Genomic DNA, 16285 nt, shown 5'->3' on the forward strand with positions numbered 1-16285 from the left:
GGCGCGCTGCGCGCTGAATCCTTCAAAGCGGAAGCTCTTTGCCGGCCTGCTCAGCCACCATGTATTCCGCGTACCAGTCCGGCCAGTTCTCATCGCGCTGGCCGCCGTTGCGCTTCTCGTGCTCGCCGTGGGCCTCCGACGCGCGTCGCAGCCCGGCAGCAAGATCCGCTCCGGAAGCGTAGGTCGTGACATTGGAGTCGATCCGGCCGGGAAAGCGGGTGGTGATTTCCTGCAGCAGCCATTCGTTGCCGTCCGGGTCCTTGAACGTAGCGAACGAGGAGTAGCTGCGCCGCTCGGGATCGCGCCCCTTGACCGCCGGCCTGCCGGGACCTGTGCGGTGAAACGCCTCGCTGACCTCGGCGCCGTGGCCAATGAGCTCGACGCGCGCCGCCTCGATGTCCGACACGACAAGATAAAGTCCGCTTGCCGAGCCGGGCGCCGCCGTCGTGATCCCCGTGCCGAAGTGGATCGAGGCAGGCGAGCCCGGAGGTGTGAACTGCACACCCCGGAACGTATCGCCGACGACGAAATCGCCGTCGAGCCGCCAGCCCAGGCCGCTATAAAAGCTCTTGGCGCGATCGACGTCCGAGACGGGGATGACCACGACCTCGAGCTTCATGTCGAGCGCCTGCTTTTTGAGGGTCCCGGTCGCAGTTTCGCGCTTTTCGTCATGGGGCGTTTTCATGGTTTGAGACATTTGTCGTTCCTTTCGAGTGAGGTGGTTGTTTGGTTTGCCGCAGCGGCCTGAACGCGGCGCGCAACTCGGCAGAAAAGAGCTCCGGCTGCTCCCACGCGGCGAAGTGGCCGCCTTTGTCGACCTCATGGAAGTAGATCAGGTTGGGGTAGGCGCGCCGGGCCCAGGTCTCGGGGGCCCGATAGCCTTCGCCCGGAAAGACCGTGATGGCCACCGGCAGCGAGACTTCGCTGGTCTTTTCAGCGCCGGCAAAAACGGGACTGCGCCCGCCGCCGTACTCCCAGTAAATTCGCCCGGACGAGGTGGCGGTGTTCGTCAGCCAGTACAGCGTGATATCGTCCAGCACTTCGTCAGGCGACTTTTCAGGGTCGCTTTTGTCGTAGGTCCAGCCCGAAAAGCCCGGATGTCCGAGCATCCAAGCGGCGAGCCCTGCGGGGGAGTCATTGATGGCGTAACCGATCGTCTGGGGCCGGGTGCCCATCATCGTGGCGTAGGATCTGTTCCCCATCTTGGCGGCCATGCTGAGCGCATCGAAGGCCGCGCGCTCCTTGTCCGTGAGCCCCGACGGCGCCGGTCCGCCGGCGGCGAGCACCGCGGCAATCTCTGGCGGTACGACAGCCGGCAGGTTGACATGAATGCCGAGCAGGCCTGCCGGGGCCAGACGTCCCATTGCATTCGAAACGGGAGAGCCCCAGTCGCCGCCCTGGGCGACGTAATCTGTGTAGCCAAGGCGCTTCATCAGCTCTGCCCAGGCTCGTGCAATTCGGTCTGTACCCCAGCCAGTATCTGTGGGTTTGCCGGAGAAGCCGAAACCCGGCAACGACGGCAGTACGAGGTCGAACGCGTCTTCCGGGCTACCGCCATGCGCCGTGGGATCGGTGAGCGGGCCGACGGTCTTGAGCAGTTCGAGCACCGAGCCGGGCCAGCCATGCGTCATGATCAGCGGCAGGGCATTGGGATGTTTCGAGCGAACGTGAATGAAGTGGATTTCCACGCCGTCGATCGTGGTCATGAACTGGGGCAGGGAATTCAGCTTCGCTTCCGCTGTCCGCCAGTCGTAGGCCGTGCCCCAATACTCGACGAGCGGCCTGATCTTCGCGAGCTGTATGCCCTGCGACTGGTCATCGACCGTCTCCCGGTCGGGCCACCGTGTCTGCGCAATGCGACTGCGAAGATCATCGAGCGGCGCTTGCGGCACATAGACTTTGAAGGGCCGGATCGAGCGATCCTCAACCGGGTTGGCGGAGGCGGGCGCGGAAAGGACGCAAAGCCCGAATGCCAGCACGGCCGCCAGTTGGTCGAGCCTCATGGCTGCACCGTCTTGTCCGGAGTGTGGAACGTCACCGTTTGTTTGGTGAAGACTTTGCCTTCTGGATCCACCACCTCGATCAGCACCATGTGCTGGCCGCTTGGCATTCCCACCAAGATGATGGTGTTGCTCTGACCGTAGTCCGCCCACGCCCAAGGCAGGTCGTCGACGGTGACGTGCAGATGCCCGACCCGCGGAGACACGTTGCGCGCGGCCGCCCCGCCCACAGGCAGGATGCGCAAGTTCTCCACCCGGTACGGGATGAACACGACGCCGCCGGCCAGCGGACCCGGAAGCGGCGGCTCCACGATCAGCTTGGGTGCGGGCTCGTTGTCGATGGGAACGACTGTACTCTGGGCAAACGCGCCCGTGGCGAGCACGGTGCAAGCCGCGAGTGCGGCGAGCGTCTTGATGAGAGGGTTCATTGCAGTCGCTCCCTTCGGAGGTTCGCTACGCAGCTATCGCTGGGCGGAAGATGACGCGCGTCCGGCGCGCCATCCCCCGCCAACACGTCATGTCTGCAACGTCTTGAATGTTGCGCGCACCTCATCGGTGAAACTCTTCGGCTGCTCCCAGGCGGCGAAATGGCAGCCCTTGTCCGTGCGGCCATAGTGCAGAAGCTTCGGGAACGCGCGTTCGGTCCAACTCTTCGGTGCGGTGTAGATTTCGCTGGGGTTCGCAGTCGCACCGACGGGAATTGTGATGCCCTTGGCGTCGAAGAAGCCAGCCTTCGCCGTTTGCGTATGTTCCCAATAGAGACGCGCCGACGAGATCGCCGTGTTCGTCAGCCAGTAGAACGTGATGTTGTCGAGGATGTCGTCGCGGGTAAGGCCCTCCGGCTCTCCATCGAAGGAACGGGCGATCAGCGCATAACTGTCCGCATCGTGGTCGAGGATCCACGCCGCCAGGCCGGCCGGTGAATCGACGATCCCGTAGAGAGTTTGCGGACGAAGAGCCATTTCGTTGGCGTAGCCCAGGCCGTTTTTGTAGAAGAACGCTACCTGCTCGTAGGCACGCTTCTCGTCGGGGCCAAGATCGGCGGGGGGCGGACCGCCGGAGGCTAGCGCCTTCACGATCTCCGGCGGAATGGTCCCCGGCATATTCGTGTGGATGGCGACCAGCTCGGGAGGTGCGATCAGGGCCATCTGTTCCGTGATGAGTGCTCCCCAATCGCCGCCCTGCGCGACGTAGCGGTCGTAGCCGAGGCGTTTCATCAGCACGATCCACGCCCGCGCGATGCGCCCCGGATCCCAACCGGTTTCGGTGGGCTTGTCGGAAAAGCCGTAGCCCGGCATCGACGGGATCACCACGTCGAACGCGTCGGCCGCGGTACCGCCGTGCGCAGTGGGATTGGTGAACGGATCGATGATCTTCAGGAGTTCGATGACCGAACCGGGCCAGCCATGCGTGATGATGACAGGCAGTGCGCCCCGATGTTTGGATTTCACGTGGATGAAGTGGATGTCGAGGCCGTCGATCTCGGTGACGAAATTCGGCAGCGCCTTCAACCGCGCCTCGCATTTGCTCCAATCATATTCCGTTCCCCAATACTGCATGAGCTTCTGCATCGTGGCGAGTTGCACGCCCTGCGTTGGCCCTACCGTCGCAGGGGTCGACCAGATCCGCCGGGAGGCCTCGTCGGATACGAGCTCGCCCTCGGGCCAGCGCGTAGCGACGATGCGCCGGCGAAGCTCGGTGAGCTCCTCCTGCGGGAAGCTAACGGTGAAGGGACGGATGTCATCGCTGGTTGATGCGGCGGCCTTGTGTGACGGGAGCAGGCTCGCGGCGCCTGCGGCGGCGATGCCGACCGCGGCAGTGCCCAAGAGTCGCCGGCGATCCTGGTCGATTGTTTCGGAGGTTCTGGTCGTGTCCATGGGACTCTCCTGGGGTTGATGGATGCGATCTGCACTGCTTGACGTACCCCCGGGAGATGGGATTAGCCCGTTATGCGTCGTGAGCTCTTGTTAGTCGCTGCCCGCCAGCCGCTTTTTTGAGCAGGTAGGAGGGGCCAGACAGTGGAGACTCCCTATGGTGCGGGAGCGTTCCTTGACTTAAACTGAGGCGCTGGGTGCAGGCGGCTCCCAAAAGAAGAGACGCCATGACGAGAAGGGCAAGTCAGGCCAAAGACGGATTATCGTTTGGTCCCTTCCATTTGGCTGCGGGTGAAAGGCTCCTGACAAGAGAGGGCGCTCCCGTAGAGTTGGGCTCGCGTGCCCTCGACATTCTTGTCGTCCTGACTTCCGCGCCGAATGAAGTCGTCAGCAAGAAGGATCTGATGTCGCGGGTCTGGCCCGATGTGGTTGTCGAGGAAGGCAGCCTGCGGTTTCACATGACCGGGCTGCGCAAGGCGCTGGGCGATGGAAAGGATGGCGCGCGTTACATCGCGACGCTTCCAGGGCGCGGCTATTGCTTCGTTGCACCGGTCTCGCGATCAAGCACACACGACGAAGCCCCATTCATCGCCGCTGGGTTTCCGCATGCGAATCTTCCAAACCGCTTGAGCAGAATGGTCGGGCGGGATGAGGACGTTCTCAAGCTGTCGGCGCAGCTGAATGCTTCGCGGTTCGTCACCATCGTTGGCGCCGGCGGTGTCGGTAAAACCACCGTCGCGATCGCAGTCGGGCATCATCTGATCGACGCATTTTATGGGGCAGTTCTGTTCGTCGATCTGGGAATGATCGGCGATCCCTGTCTGGTGACGACAGCCGTCGCCTCGATGCTTGGGCTGTCCGTTCAAACAGAAGATGCCACGCCCAACCTAATCGCTTACTTGCGCAACAAGCGGATTCTCTTGATCCTCGATACCTGTGAGCATCTCTTGGATGCGGTGGCGCCTTTGGCAGCAAGCATCGTCGATGCGACGTCACAGGTCCACATTCTGGCAACGAGCCGCGAGGTGCTTCGGGTTGAGGGCGAGCATATCTATCGATTGGATGCGCTTGCCTATCCGCCCGACGAACCTGGACTAACGGCGGCCATTGTCCAGACCTTCCCGGCCACCCAACTGTTCGTCGAACGAGCGGTGGCAGGCGGCGCTCGTTTGGACGTCAGCGATGCGGAAGCCCTGCTCATCGCAAGCATCTGTCGAAAGCTCGACGGCGTGGCGCTCTCCATCGAACTGGCGGCCAGGCGCGTCGAATCCTATGGGCTGCAACAGACCGCCGCGCTTCTTGATCAACGCCTGACACTGCTGTGGCTCGGTTCGCGGACCGCGCCGCCGCGTCAGCAAACCCTGCAGGCGACACTAGACTGGAGCTTGGGGCTCCTGACCGACCTTGAGCGCGTGGTGCTTCGCAGGCTCGCTGTATTCGTCGGTCATTTCACGCTCGATGCTGCACTGGAGGTGGTGACGAGCGCGACCCTCGACCGATCGACCGTCCTTGGCGCCATGGACAGTCTTGTCGCCAAATCGATCGTGGCGACGCGTCCGGTCGGAGCAATGATGCGCTACAGGCTCCTCGATACGACGCGCGCCTACGTTCTCGACATCCCGATCGATGACGCCGAGGCTGCCGATCTGGCAGTGCGCCACGCCGCCTACTATCGGAGATGGCTGGAGCAGACCGGGATCGAGTGGCCAAGCCTGGCGACCGGTGAGGAGCGGGCGCCTCACTTCGCCGCCATCAACAATGTCCGGGCTGCCTTGGAATGGTGCTTCGGCGACAGCGGAAACGCCGACATCGGCGTCGGACTCGCCACCGCTGTCGCGCCGGTTTTCCTGGCAATGTCCTTGTTGCCGGAGTGTCATCGCTGGTCTGAAAGAGCAATATTCGCTTTCGACGATGCCGCCCGCGGCGGACTTGACGAGATGCATCTTCAGGCAGCCCTCGGCGTGTCCTTCATGTTCATGCGGGGAGGACGCGACAGGGCGCGCGTAGCTCTGGAGAGGAGCCTGGCGATCGCCGAGGAGCGCGGCAATCCGCTGGACCGGGTGCGTCTGTTGGGTCCGCTCAACATGTTCCATCTGCGGACGGGCAATTTCGCAACCGCCCTTGAGTTTGCAAGGCGTTGTTCAGCCACAGCCGCGACCTTGGACGACTCGGTCGCCAGCGCGCTGGCACACTCGATCCTGGGCATCTCGCTCCACCTGCGAGGCGACCTCGCGCAGGCCCGCGCAGAGCTGGAGGCGGCGCTCGACCGTGGGCCGCGCTCCCAGCGGACCACGACGATCTATCTGGGGTTCGAAGGCAAAATCCTGGCCAGGGCCATCCTGGCGAGGAACCTTTGGCTACAAGGCCATCCGGATCAAGCCATGGCACACGCCCGACAGGCCGTCGAAGAGGCTGCCGCCATGGATCATTCTCTAACGTTGGCGATCGCGTTGATCTGGGCGATATCGGTCTTCCTTTGGACCGGCGACCTGAAGAGCGCCGAGGCGTACATAGATATGCTCATCGCCCGCGCGGAATCCCATTCCATGACTCCTTACCTGCTGGTCGGTCGGGGCTTCAAAAGCGAAGTCGCGATCCGTCACGGCGATGCAAAAAGCGGCGTCGAGGGCCTGCAGACATCTCTTCAGAAGCTCCACGCGGCGCCTTATGAATTGCTTACGACGCCGCTCAATCTCTCGCTAGTTAGGGGACTGTCCGCGACCGGTCAGGTTGATGAAGCCATTGCGTTGATCGACGAGTCGCTTGGTCAAGTCGAACAGAACGGCGATCAATTGTACCTCCCGGAGTTGCTCCGGATGAAGGGAAGCCTCCTTCTCCAGTCGGAGCGCAACCGTGATGAAGCTGCCGCCTACCTCATGCAGGCACTGGAGTTGAGCCGAAGTCAGCGCGCACGGGCATGGGAGTTGCGAACCGCAACCGACATGGCGACGCTGATGGCCGGGCGAAGGGAGGCGGATAGCGCTCGCGAGCTCTTGCAACCAGTCGTGGAGCATTTCGTTGAGGGCCAGGACACTGCGGATGTTAAGGCTGCCGAGCACCTTCTGGCTACGCTGAGGTAGCAATCGTGACCTCTGCTTTAGGAGTAAAGTTGCTTGTGGCCTGTGAATTTCGTGATGGCCGCTTTTGGCGAAGGACGGCACTGTCGTAGTGACTGGAATTGGGCGCAAAGCGGCCGGTCATGCCCGCCTGAACTGCACTGCAGGCACATGCGATTTCAGACGCCGAACCTCACATACCGAAGGGCACCCCGCCCTACGCCTCCAGCGTCGGCTCCGTATTCACCTCCAGCGCCTCTTCCGGCTCATCGTCCTCTCCCAGAATCTCCCCGTGCACTCCCAGCGCCCGCCCGATCCAGATCGGGTCGACCAGACGGTCGCGGCGAGGGTTGGTGGGCTCAGCCCGCCGCGCCTGTTCAACTCAATCACAGCTTTTCACCGCCTTCAGCGCTTCGGCGCGGGACGGTTTGTCCGCGATCCGTCGAACTGACGCGTAGAACCTTGGATAGTCGCCGGAACACAGGTCGAACAGGCGAAGAAATGCCGGAACCTGTTCGCCGTAGACGGAAGTCGCGGCGAGCTTGGCGTTGTTGATCGGCGTATCGAACCAGCGGTCGTATCCCCGGGATCCGGCCCAGCGCCGGTCGCGCATGTGCCGGTAGCGCAGCCGCAGCGTTTCGATCGCCGCTGCCTTGGCGGCCGCCATCTGCTCCGGGGTACGGGGACTTCGATAGACCTGGGCCAGCTCGTCGCGCGTTTTCGACACCAGTTTGAGAAAATCGGCGCTGCGCTTGCGAGCGACTTCGTAGCGGCGCAATCCGGCCCGATCGCCGGCGGCGCGGAGCCATTTCCTTGTGCCGGTGGTTTCGACGGCAACCGCGAAAGCCTCGTTGAACGCGGAATCGCCCTCCACATAGAGGCGCTGATGCGCCAGTTCATGGAAGACAAGGCTTGCGAGATAAATGTCGTCCTGACGAAGCATGGTGCTGAGCAACGGGTCACTGGACCAGCCCAGCGTGGAATAGGCGGTGATGCCTGTGACGTAGACGTCCAGCCCCTGTCTCTGAAGCGCGACAGCGCTGTCCGTCGCGGATTTCCGGGAGAAGTAACCCCGGTACGGAACGCAGCCGAAAACCGGAAAGCACCATGTTTTCGGCGCGAGCGAGAATTGCGGCGCGGCAAAAACGGCCCAAGTCACAGCGTCCCGGTGGATGTCGACGTAGCTGCGATAGCTGCTGTTGTCAGGCAGAGCCAGTTCATCTGTCGCGAATTGTCTTATGGCGCTCGCCGACGTCAGCTTGCTGCGCAATGCCCTGGGCGTCGAAGGATCACGGATCAGTCTTCCAATATTCTTGCGCGCCGCCATGATCCGTACATGACCCTCCAGCGACTGCGCGTAGTAGGAAATGCTTGTGCAGCCGGCCACCCCGAACGCCATGGTCAGCGCGGCCAGTATTCGAAGAACGCGCCTCACAGTTTGCCCACCGCTTGCTTGTCTGCCCATGCAGCTCCCGTTCTCAAACAGAGCACCGATCTTCGTCAAGCAGACACCGGCCCAAAGTTACCGCACTCTTCGCCCGCCCCGACAACCGCATATGAGATTCTTGCGAGGAGGACCCCACCCTAACCCCCCACAAGGGGGAACGCTGCCGCGCACCTTTACGTCCTCCTTAGCATTGAAAGGGCATGCAATTTGCCGAGGTCAGCGCCAACAGAAGTTTCCCTCCCCCTTGTGGGGAGGGGTTAGGGGTGGGGTACTCGTAGAGCGAAGACCTTGGTTGCCCTATGCCATTGCCCTGCTACACCCCCAACGTCGGCTGCGTATTCACCTCCAGCGCCTCCTCCGCCTCATCCTCCTCGCCGAGAACCTCGCCGTGCACCCCCAACGGCCGCCCTATCCAGATCGGGTTGACCAGATGGTCGCGCTTGGGGTTGGTGGTGTTGGGATGGATGAGGATGCTCAGGCCGCCATGGTTCAGCATCAGCCATGGAACCAGCGTAGCGAAAATCCCGGTGGCGAAGGAGACCTGATACATGGCCTGTTCGTGCGGGCCGACCGGCTCGTCGCGCCAGTTGCCCAGGCGCACGCGGAAACGCTCGCCGATGCGCAGGCGCAGCCATTCGGCATGCTGCCGCTCGGCCTGCCCGTCATAGTAGATATGCGCGTGATAGCTGACAATTTCCGAAAGCGGCCTTGGACTGGCGGCGTCTTCGTTCACCTTGATGCTCTCCTTCGATGATTACCGGCAGACCCGAAGCATGGAAGGTCGACCTTGTCGAGGCTGCGTTGATGCCGCCTCTTGCAGGGGGAAAACCGGGACAACCGTCTCACTACCATTGATGACCAAGACCTAGCCGGTTACGTGCGCTAGCCCTCGCCCGACAGATCGCGCCGCGCCTTGTCGAGTTCCTCGGCATAGCGCCGCATCAGATGGCCTTCGGTCAGCAGCCCGACCACCTTGCGGTCGGTGAAATCCTCGACCACCGCCAATTCCTCGGCGCCGGCGCGCTGAAAAGTCTCGGCGGCCGATTGCACGTTCATGCTCGGCACCAGCACCGCGTCCTTGAACTTGACGAAGGACTTAACCGGCATCTCGTCATCCGACAAATGGCTGTGCAATTCGGCGACGATCAGCACACCGACATAATGTAGGTCGGCGTCGACCGCGATGACGCGCTGCGAGGCACCGAGCGGCACCTGCTTGCGGAATTCCGCAAGCGTCGTCGAGGCGTCGATGGTGCGGACATCCTTTCGCATCATCGAGCCGACAGTCAGGCTGCGCATCCAGCCGACATCATGAGCGCTGCGGATGGTTTCGCCGCGCAGGTGAAAACGCCATGTCGAGAAGGAATAGCCGAAAGTTTCGCGCACCAGGATCGCCGCCATCAGCGAGGCGGCCAGCACCACGCCGGTCAGCGTCAGGTCACGGGTCGATTCCAGCGCCAGGAAGGTCATCGTCAACGGGCCGCCGACGACGCCGACGGCGAGCGAGGTCATGCCGACGACGGCGGCGACGGCCGGGTCGATGCCGGTCGCCGGCGAGACGAATGCCATAGCACCGGCAAACATCTTGCCGAGCAGCGCGCCGAGGAACAGCGAGGCAAAGAACAGGCCGCCGCGGAAGCCGGAGCCGAGCGAGATCGCCGACGCCGCCAGCTTCAGCACGAAGACGCTGGCCACCGCGGCCAGCCCGTAATTCATCGCGAATTCGCGGTGCAGCGCGCCATGGCCGCTGGACAGGACCTGTGGCGTGACCAGGCCCATCAGCCCGACCATCACGCCGCCGATAGCTGGCCGCAGCGAGGCGTCGATCGACAGCCGGGCAAAGACGCGCTCGATCATGCTCACCAGATGCATGATGGCGATGGAAGCGCCGCCCCCCAGAAGCCCGAGCAGCATGTACGGCAAATACTGGCTGACGGTGAGCGCCGGCAGACCGGCGAGCTCCAGCGGAAACGGCACGCCGCCGAACACCTCGGCGGTAAGCGAGGCTGAGATCGCGGCGGCCATTACCGGCGCGACATTGGCGACCGAGTAGATGCCGATGACCAGCTCGAAACCGTAGAAGGCGCCGGTCAGCGGCGCGTCGAAAGCGGCGGCGATCGCGCCGGCGGCACCGCAGCCGACCAGGATGCGGACATCGTTGCGGCGCAGCCTGAACAAGCGCGCCAGCCGCGACGCCAGGCCCGAACCCACCTGCGTATAGCCGGCCTCGAGCCCGACCGAAGCGCCGAAGCCGCTCGAGATCATCGTCTGCCCGGCGATGATGAAGGTATCGGTCAGCGACATGCGGCCGCCGTAAAGTGCATTGGCTTCGATCGGATCGACCGGCGTGCGGAACTTCCGCTTTCTCAGCCAGATCACCGTCAGCCCGAGCAGGATGCCGCCGATCGCCGGTATCAGCGCCTGCTCCGGCCTTTGCAGCGAAAACATCGCCGAAAGCCGACCGCCGGGCTGAACGCCGAACATAAGCCCATGCAGGACCTGCACCAGTCCGCTCATGCCGGTGACCAGCGCACCCGCCATCATCCCGACCAGAGCCGCCAGAATGACCACGGCAATGCCGCGTGCCTCGAGCAGCGGGATAGATCTGATCAGCACCGCGCGCAACCGGCGGGCATAGACTTGCGGTTCGTTTCTGGGCGGTTCTTTTCTGGAAAGCACCGGGCGGCTCGCCGATATCCAAGGGGGAGTGGTGCCTGATACCCTCGGCAACATCGCATGGCAACGTTCCGGTCGCCAAGGTCTCATGCCCGCGTGATGCTGCGGCGATAAACCCCATCTTCATCTCGGAGAGCCGCGTTGACGTAAACGTCAACCCGAAGCTATATGCGCCGGCGACCGTGGCTGCAAAACCAGGCAAGCGGCTTCGCCTAGGTCGAAGCGCCGGCGCGACAAACGCAACGAGACGAGGAGAACCGCCATGAGCGTTCAGGAGATTGCCGACAAGATCAGCGCGCGCGTGGCTAGCGCCGGGTTCGATCGCTCCGTGAAATTCGACACCGGCAGCGACGGCGTCATCGTCATCGACGGCGCCGATGTCTCGACCACCGATGCGCCGGCCGATTGCACCATAAAGCTGTCGCTCGACGATTTGGACTCGCTGATCTCAGGCGATCTCAACCCGACCATGGCTTTCATGTCCGGCAAGATAAAGGTCGAAGGCGACATGAGCGTCGCCATGGCGCTCAGCCAGCTGATCGGCTGATCCACTCCGGTCCGGGATGAAAACGAGCCGCCGTGCAATGGGCGGCTTGTTTCTGATCCGTCACGCAGCGAGCGGCAGCCGCTGTGCCTTCAGTTTGCGCCCGGCCGCCTTCAGCGTGCCTTGCGCGCCGTCGAGCGCGCCTTCCACCAGTTCCAGCGCCAGCAAGCGGTGCCGCTCGTAAGGGCCCGGCATGGCCAGCGAGCCGGTCTTTGCGGCCGAAAACCCGAAGCGCTCGTAATAGGGCGCGTCGCCGACCAGCAGGATCGCCGCATGGCCAAGCCGCTCGGCCTCAGTGACGGCATGGCGCATCAGCGCCGAGCCGATGCCGGCATTTTTCAGCGCCGGATCGACCGCAAGCGGACCGAGCAGCAGCGCTGCCTTGCCGCCCTCGCCCAGCGCCACGTCCCACAGCCGCACGGTGCCGGCAACAGTGCCCGACGCGTCGCGCGCGACAAAGGCCAGCCCCTCCGAAGGCCGGCGGCCGCGCCGCAGCTTTTCCGACGACTTTTTCCGGCGCTTCGGTCCCATGGCGCGATCGAGCAAAGCCTCGCGCGATGCAATATCTGCCGCAGTTTCGGCGACGATCGCAAAAGCGCCGGTTATCTCCCCCCTTGAGGGGGAGATGTCGCCGAAGGCGACAGAGGGGGTTGCCGCGCGTGAAGCGCTGGCCCCGCACAGTCCAAGAGAGGTCGACGCAGCCGAACCGACCCCCTCTGGCCGCTTCGCGGCCATCTCCCCCTCAAGGGGGGAGACCAGCCAGGCGCCTTCAACAATGAAATCTACAATGTCCATTTCCGCGATCCTTCACGAGCGGATTGTTCCACAGGCGAGCCCGGGCGGGCGACAGGCGCCCACCTCGGGGTGATCTGAGGGCCGAAGCCTTCAGATCACGTAGGATCGGAGAGGCTCGAAGCCGTTGAAGGCGACCGAGGCGTAGGTCGTGGTGTAGGCGCCGGTGCCCTCGATCAGCACCTCGTCGCCGATGGTCAGCGACAAGGGCAGCGGATACGGCGTCTTTTCATACATCACGTCGGCCGAATCGCAGGTCGGGCCGGCGAGCACGCAAGGCGCGGTCTCGCTGCCGTCATGCGCGGTGACGATCGGATAGCGGATCGCCTCGTCCATCGTCTCGGCGAGACCGCCGAACTTGCCGATGTCGAGGAACACCCAGCGCACATTGTCGTTGTCGGCCTTCTTCGAGATCAGCACGACCTCCGATTTGATCACTCCGGCATTGCCGACCATGCCGCGGCCCGGCTCGATGATCGTCTCGGGGATGGCGTTGCCGAAATGCTTCCTGAGCGCCGAGAAGATCGCCTGGCCATAGGCCTGCGCCACCGGCACATCCCTGAGATAGCGGGTCGGGAAGCCGCCGCCCATATTGACCATCTTCAGCACGATGCCTTCGTCGGCCAGCGTCGCGAACACCTTCTTGGCATCGGCCAGCGCGCGATCCCAGGCAGTCAGGTCGGTCTGCTGCGAGCCGACATGGAACGACACGCCATGGGCGTCGAGGCCGAGCGCCTTGGCATGGCGCAGCACGTCGACCGCCATCGCCGGCACACAGCCGAACTTGCGCGACAGCGGCCATTCGGCGCCCTCGCCGTCGGTCAGGACGCGGCAGAACACACGGGCGCCAGGGGCGACACGGGCGATCTTCTCGACTTCTTCGACGCAGTCCACCGCAAACAGCCGGATGCCGAGCTGGTAGGCGCGCTGGATGTCGCGCTCCTTCTTGATGGTGTTGCCGAAGGAGATGCGGTCCGCCGGCGCACCGGCGTCCATCGCCATCTCGACTTCGGCAACGGAAGCGGTGTCGAAGGACGAGCCCATCGCAGCAAGCAGGCGCAGGATTTCCGGCGCCGGATTTGCTTTCACCGCATAGTAGATCTTGGAATCGGGAAGCGCCTTCTCGAAGGCGCGGAAATTGTCGCGCACGACATCGAGGTCGACGACGAGGCACGGGCCGTTCGGACGTCGGGTGGCGAGAAAGTCAAGGATGCGCTGGGTAGCCATCGGGTCTCTCCATCAGCGCCTTTCGGCGCGCACAAAGGCTTGCGGACGCGGGCCCTCGGCCTCGCGAACACGCGGTGGACAAAGGCGGGACGTCAAATCCATGGAACCAGCCGGTGGAGACCCCGGAACCATGAAGCGCCGTCTCGCGGCGGTGAACCTTGGCCTTGCCCGGCCTCGGTTCGCTTTGTCTGCCTTGGCTTGGATGGGAGACCCGTCCGCACTGCCGGCAATGAAGGTGTGCCTCTTCAGTAACCCCGGTCTGTGGACGACCGGCAGAACACCAGAAAGGCCCGCACCGTCGTTGCTTCAAGGTGTCCTCGGTTGGCGGTTGGCCGCTAAACCGACTGGAGGGGTTGGCTCCAGTTACCTTACCGATTGCCCTCACCATTCGAGGATCGGCGGACACCCACAGGCACGTGCGACTTTGGGCAAGCGCCATATAAGATCGAAAGATTTCACAATCAATAAAAATCGTATGGCAGGTTGTAAAATTTGTGGCATCGAACAATGCTGCGGCAACCAGAAGAAAAATGCTGCGGCAAGCACATCCGGATATCGAACGCATGACAGGCACTCGCGGCCCGCTGAACGCTTTTCTCGACCTTGATCCAATCCCTGTAGCCAATGCGCAATCCGGCCCGCTTGCCGGCTTGCGGCTGGCCGTCAAGGACATCTTCGACGTCGCCGGCTACCGCACCGGCTGCGGCAACCCGCAGAAGTACCGGGACGCTTCACCGGCCATGGCGACCGCGCCGGCCGTCCAGGCGCTGCTTGATTCGGGCGCGCGCTTCGTCGGCAAGACGCAGACCGACGAACTCGCATTTTCCCTGCTTGGGTTGAACGCGCATTTTCCGTCGCCGGTCAACCCGGCGGCACCCGACCGCGTCACCGGCGGCTCGTCCTCTGGTTCTGCCGCGGCAGTCGCCGGCGGGCTGGCCGACATTGCAACCGGATCGGACACCGGCGGCTCGATCCGAGCGCCGGCAAGCTTCTGCGGCCTGATCGGCCTCAGGACGACGCATGGCCGCATCTCGCTCGACGGCGCCATGCCGCTGGCGCCTTCGCTGGACACGTTCGGCTGGTTCGCAAGCGACATCGTCATCTACGAAAAGGTCGGCACGCTGCTGCTCGGCGACGATCCGCATCGCCACGAACTGAGGCGCCCCATCGCTCTCGATGCACTGGACGGCCTCGTGCTCGGCAGGCTGGAGGCCGCGGAATATCGCTCGATGATCCGCAGTGTCGCGTCCGTGCTGGGCGCATCGCGCACCGTCGGCCCGCTGTCGCATTCCACCGACGATCTCTATTGGTGCTTCCGCAAGCTGCAAGGCTATGAAGCCTGGCAAAGTCACGGCGCCTGGATCGCCGGCGGCGACCGCATGCTCGGACCCGGGGTCAAGGAGCGTTTCGAGCACGGCGCGACCATCGACGCGGCAACCGCACAACGTGAAACGGAACGTCGCGTTTCGTTTCGCATCGAGCTTGCCGGCCTGCTTGGCGATGACGGCGTTCTTGTGCTGCCGACCGCTCCGGGTGCCGCGCCACTCAAGGCCGCGTCATTCGACGATTTGCAGGCCTATCGCGAGCGCGCGCTGAGATTGCTGTGTCTTTCCGGCCTGTCCGGCTTTCCGCAAATCACGCTGCCGCTCGGCAAGGTCGACGGGGCGCCGTTCGGGCTTTCGCTGCTCGGTCCGAAGAACAGCGACCGGCAGTTGATTGCGCTGGCCGCCCGCATCCTTTCAGCCCACCAAGGAGGCGCATGACATGGATACGCTGACCCGCATGCGCGCCTTCATCGACGTGGTCGAGGCCGAAGGCTTTTCGGCGGCGGCGCGCAAGATCGGCCGCTCGAAGGCGCTGCTGTCAAAATATGTGCGCGAACTGGAGGACGAACTCGGCGCGCTGCTGCTCAACCGGACCACCAGGCAGTTCTCCCTGACCGAGGCGGGCCACACCTATTACCGGCGCGCCTCGGAGATCGTGCGCGAGGTCGACAGCCTTGCCGATGCGGTGCGCGAATCCTCCGGCGACGTGCGCGGCAGGATCAAGCTATCGGCGCCGCGCACTTTCGCCGACGCGCCGATCGGCCAGTCGCTGATCGACTTCGCCAAGCAGCATCCCGATATCATACTCGACGTTCAACTCGACGACCGTTTCGTCGATCTGGTCGAGGAGGGCTTCGATCTGGCGGTGCGCATTTCGCGGCTGGAAAATTCCTCGTTGATCGCCAGGCGCCTGGCGCCGTTTTCGGTGCGGCTTTGCGCGTCTCCCGAGCTGATCGCCAAGCACGGCATGCCGGTCAGGCCGCAGGATCTGGCCCGTGTGCCCTGCATTATCGACACCAATGGCCGCTGGCTGACCAACTGGCCTTTCAAGGGCGACAGTGGCGATACGGTGAGCGTTTCGGTCTCCGGCCCGATGGAGGTCAATAGCCCCATGACGGCAAGGGCGGCCGCCGTGGCGGGCTTGGGGTTTTCCATCCTGCCGGATTTCATCGCCGCGCCCGACATCGAAAGCGGCAAGCTGGTGACTGCGCTGGATGACCGCATCCTGCCTGGTGGCGGCATTTTCGCCGTCTATCCGCACCGGCGCTATCTGCCTGCGAAAGTTCGCGTTTTCGTCGACTTCCTGGTGCAGTGGTTCAAGGCGCTGGACAGCGCATGAGCTTT

The 16285-nt window shown here is 63.6% G+C and carries 13 protein-coding genes; 4 read left to right on the forward strand and 9 right to left on the reverse strand.

From position 1 onward, the window contains the following. Positions 1-22: 22 nt before the first annotated feature. From NKH17_RS03925 to NKH17_RS03940, 4 genes are all read right to left on the reverse strand, one after another. Positions 23-619, reverse strand: coding sequence for a VOC family protein (locus NKH17_RS03925; protein ID WP_352897028.1), 597 nt, complete (start codon positions 617-619; stop codon positions 23-25). A 49-nt stretch (positions 620-668) separates the two neighbouring features. Then, the gene (locus NKH17_RS03930; RefSeq protein ID WP_352647555.1) at positions 669-2003 is read right to left on the reverse strand and encodes an epoxide hydrolase family protein; all 1335 of its coding nucleotides are present in this window, start codon (positions 2001-2003) and stop codon (positions 669-671) included. After that, entirely contained in the window at positions 2000-2428 is a 429-nt protein-coding gene (locus NKH17_RS03935) for a DUF6130 family protein (RefSeq protein ID WP_352647557.1), read from the reverse strand. The genes NKH17_RS03930 and NKH17_RS03935 overlap by 4 nt, the downstream gene beginning before the upstream one ends. Positions 2429-2515: 87 nt before the next feature. Continuing rightward, positions 2516-3877: an epoxide hydrolase family protein gene (locus tag NKH17_RS03940; RefSeq protein WP_352478274.1), complete on the reverse strand. Its 1362-nt coding sequence runs from the start codon at positions 3875-3877 to the stop codon at positions 2516-2518. A 224-nt stretch (positions 3878-4101) separates the two neighbouring features. On the opposite strand from NKH17_RS03940, the gene NKH17_RS03945 reads away from it, so the two are divergent. Beyond that, positions 4102-6954: an ATP-binding protein gene (locus NKH17_RS03945; protein ID WP_352897031.1), complete on the forward strand. Its 2853-nt coding sequence runs from the start codon at positions 4102-4104 to the stop codon at positions 6952-6954. A 358-nt stretch (positions 6955-7312) separates the two neighbouring features. Here NKH17_RS03945 and NKH17_RS03950 read toward each other — a convergent pair whose 3' ends face one another. The 3 genes from NKH17_RS03950 to NKH17_RS03960 all read right to left on the reverse strand — a co-directional run bounded on the left by NKH17_RS03950 (position 7313) and on the right by NKH17_RS03960 (position 10993). Then, complete coding sequence (locus NKH17_RS03950) at positions 7313-8329, reverse strand: aminopeptidase (protein ID WP_352800008.1); 1017 nt, start codon at positions 8327-8329, stop codon at positions 7313-7315. 361 nt (positions 8330-8690) lie between these two features. After that, the gene (locus NKH17_RS03955) at positions 8691-9110 is read right to left on the reverse strand and encodes a DOPA 4,5-dioxygenase family protein (RefSeq protein WP_352897033.1); all 420 of its coding nucleotides are present in this window, start codon (positions 9108-9110) and stop codon (positions 8691-8693) included. Between the two features lie 149 nt (positions 9111-9259). Beyond that, positions 9260-10993: a chloride channel protein gene (locus NKH17_RS03960; protein WP_502910579.1), complete on the reverse strand. Its 1734-nt coding sequence runs from the start codon at positions 10991-10993 to the stop codon at positions 9260-9262. Positions 10994-11315: 322 nt separating this feature from the next. Here NKH17_RS03960 and NKH17_RS03965 point away from each other — a divergent pair, with 322 nt between their 5' ends. After that, entirely contained in the window at positions 11316-11600 is a 285-nt protein-coding gene (locus tag NKH17_RS03965) for an SCP2 sterol-binding domain-containing protein (RefSeq protein WP_254816984.1), read from the forward strand. A gap of 60 nt (positions 11601-11660) precedes the next feature. On the opposite strand, the gene NKH17_RS03970 is transcribed toward NKH17_RS03965, so the two are convergent. Together NKH17_RS03970 and odc2 are read right to left on the reverse strand one after the other, a co-directional pair. Beyond that, positions 11661-12224 carry a GNAT family N-acetyltransferase gene (locus NKH17_RS03970; protein WP_352647729.1) on the reverse strand — a complete coding sequence of 188 codons (564 nt, stop codon included), beginning with the start codon at positions 12222-12224 and terminating at the stop codon, positions 11661-11663. A gap of 258 nt (positions 12225-12482) precedes the next feature. Next, entirely contained in the window at positions 12483-13616 is a 1134-nt protein-coding gene (odc2, locus tag NKH17_RS03975) for an ornithine/lysine decarboxylase (RefSeq protein ID WP_352897037.1), read from the reverse strand. A 563-nt stretch (positions 13617-14179) separates the two neighbouring features. Between odc2 and NKH17_RS03980 the strand changes: the two genes are divergently transcribed. Both NKH17_RS03980 and NKH17_RS03985 read left to right on the forward strand, forming a co-directional pair. Beyond that, positions 14180-15379 (forward strand): amidase, encoded by a 1200-nt coding sequence (locus NKH17_RS03980; protein ID WP_352897039.1) that lies wholly within the window; start codon positions 14180-14182, stop codon positions 15377-15379. 1 nt (position 15380) lies between these two features. Then, the gene (locus NKH17_RS03985) at positions 15381-16280 is read left to right on the forward strand and encodes a LysR family transcriptional regulator (RefSeq protein WP_352647566.1); all 900 of its coding nucleotides are present in this window, start codon (positions 15381-15383) and stop codon (positions 16278-16280) included. Positions 16281-16285 lie beyond the last annotated feature (5 nt).

The sequence above is a fragment of the Mesorhizobium sp. M1334 genome (assembly GCF_040317995.1).
Classification (GTDB): Bacteria; Pseudomonadota; Alphaproteobacteria; order Rhizobiales; family Rhizobiaceae; genus Mesorhizobium.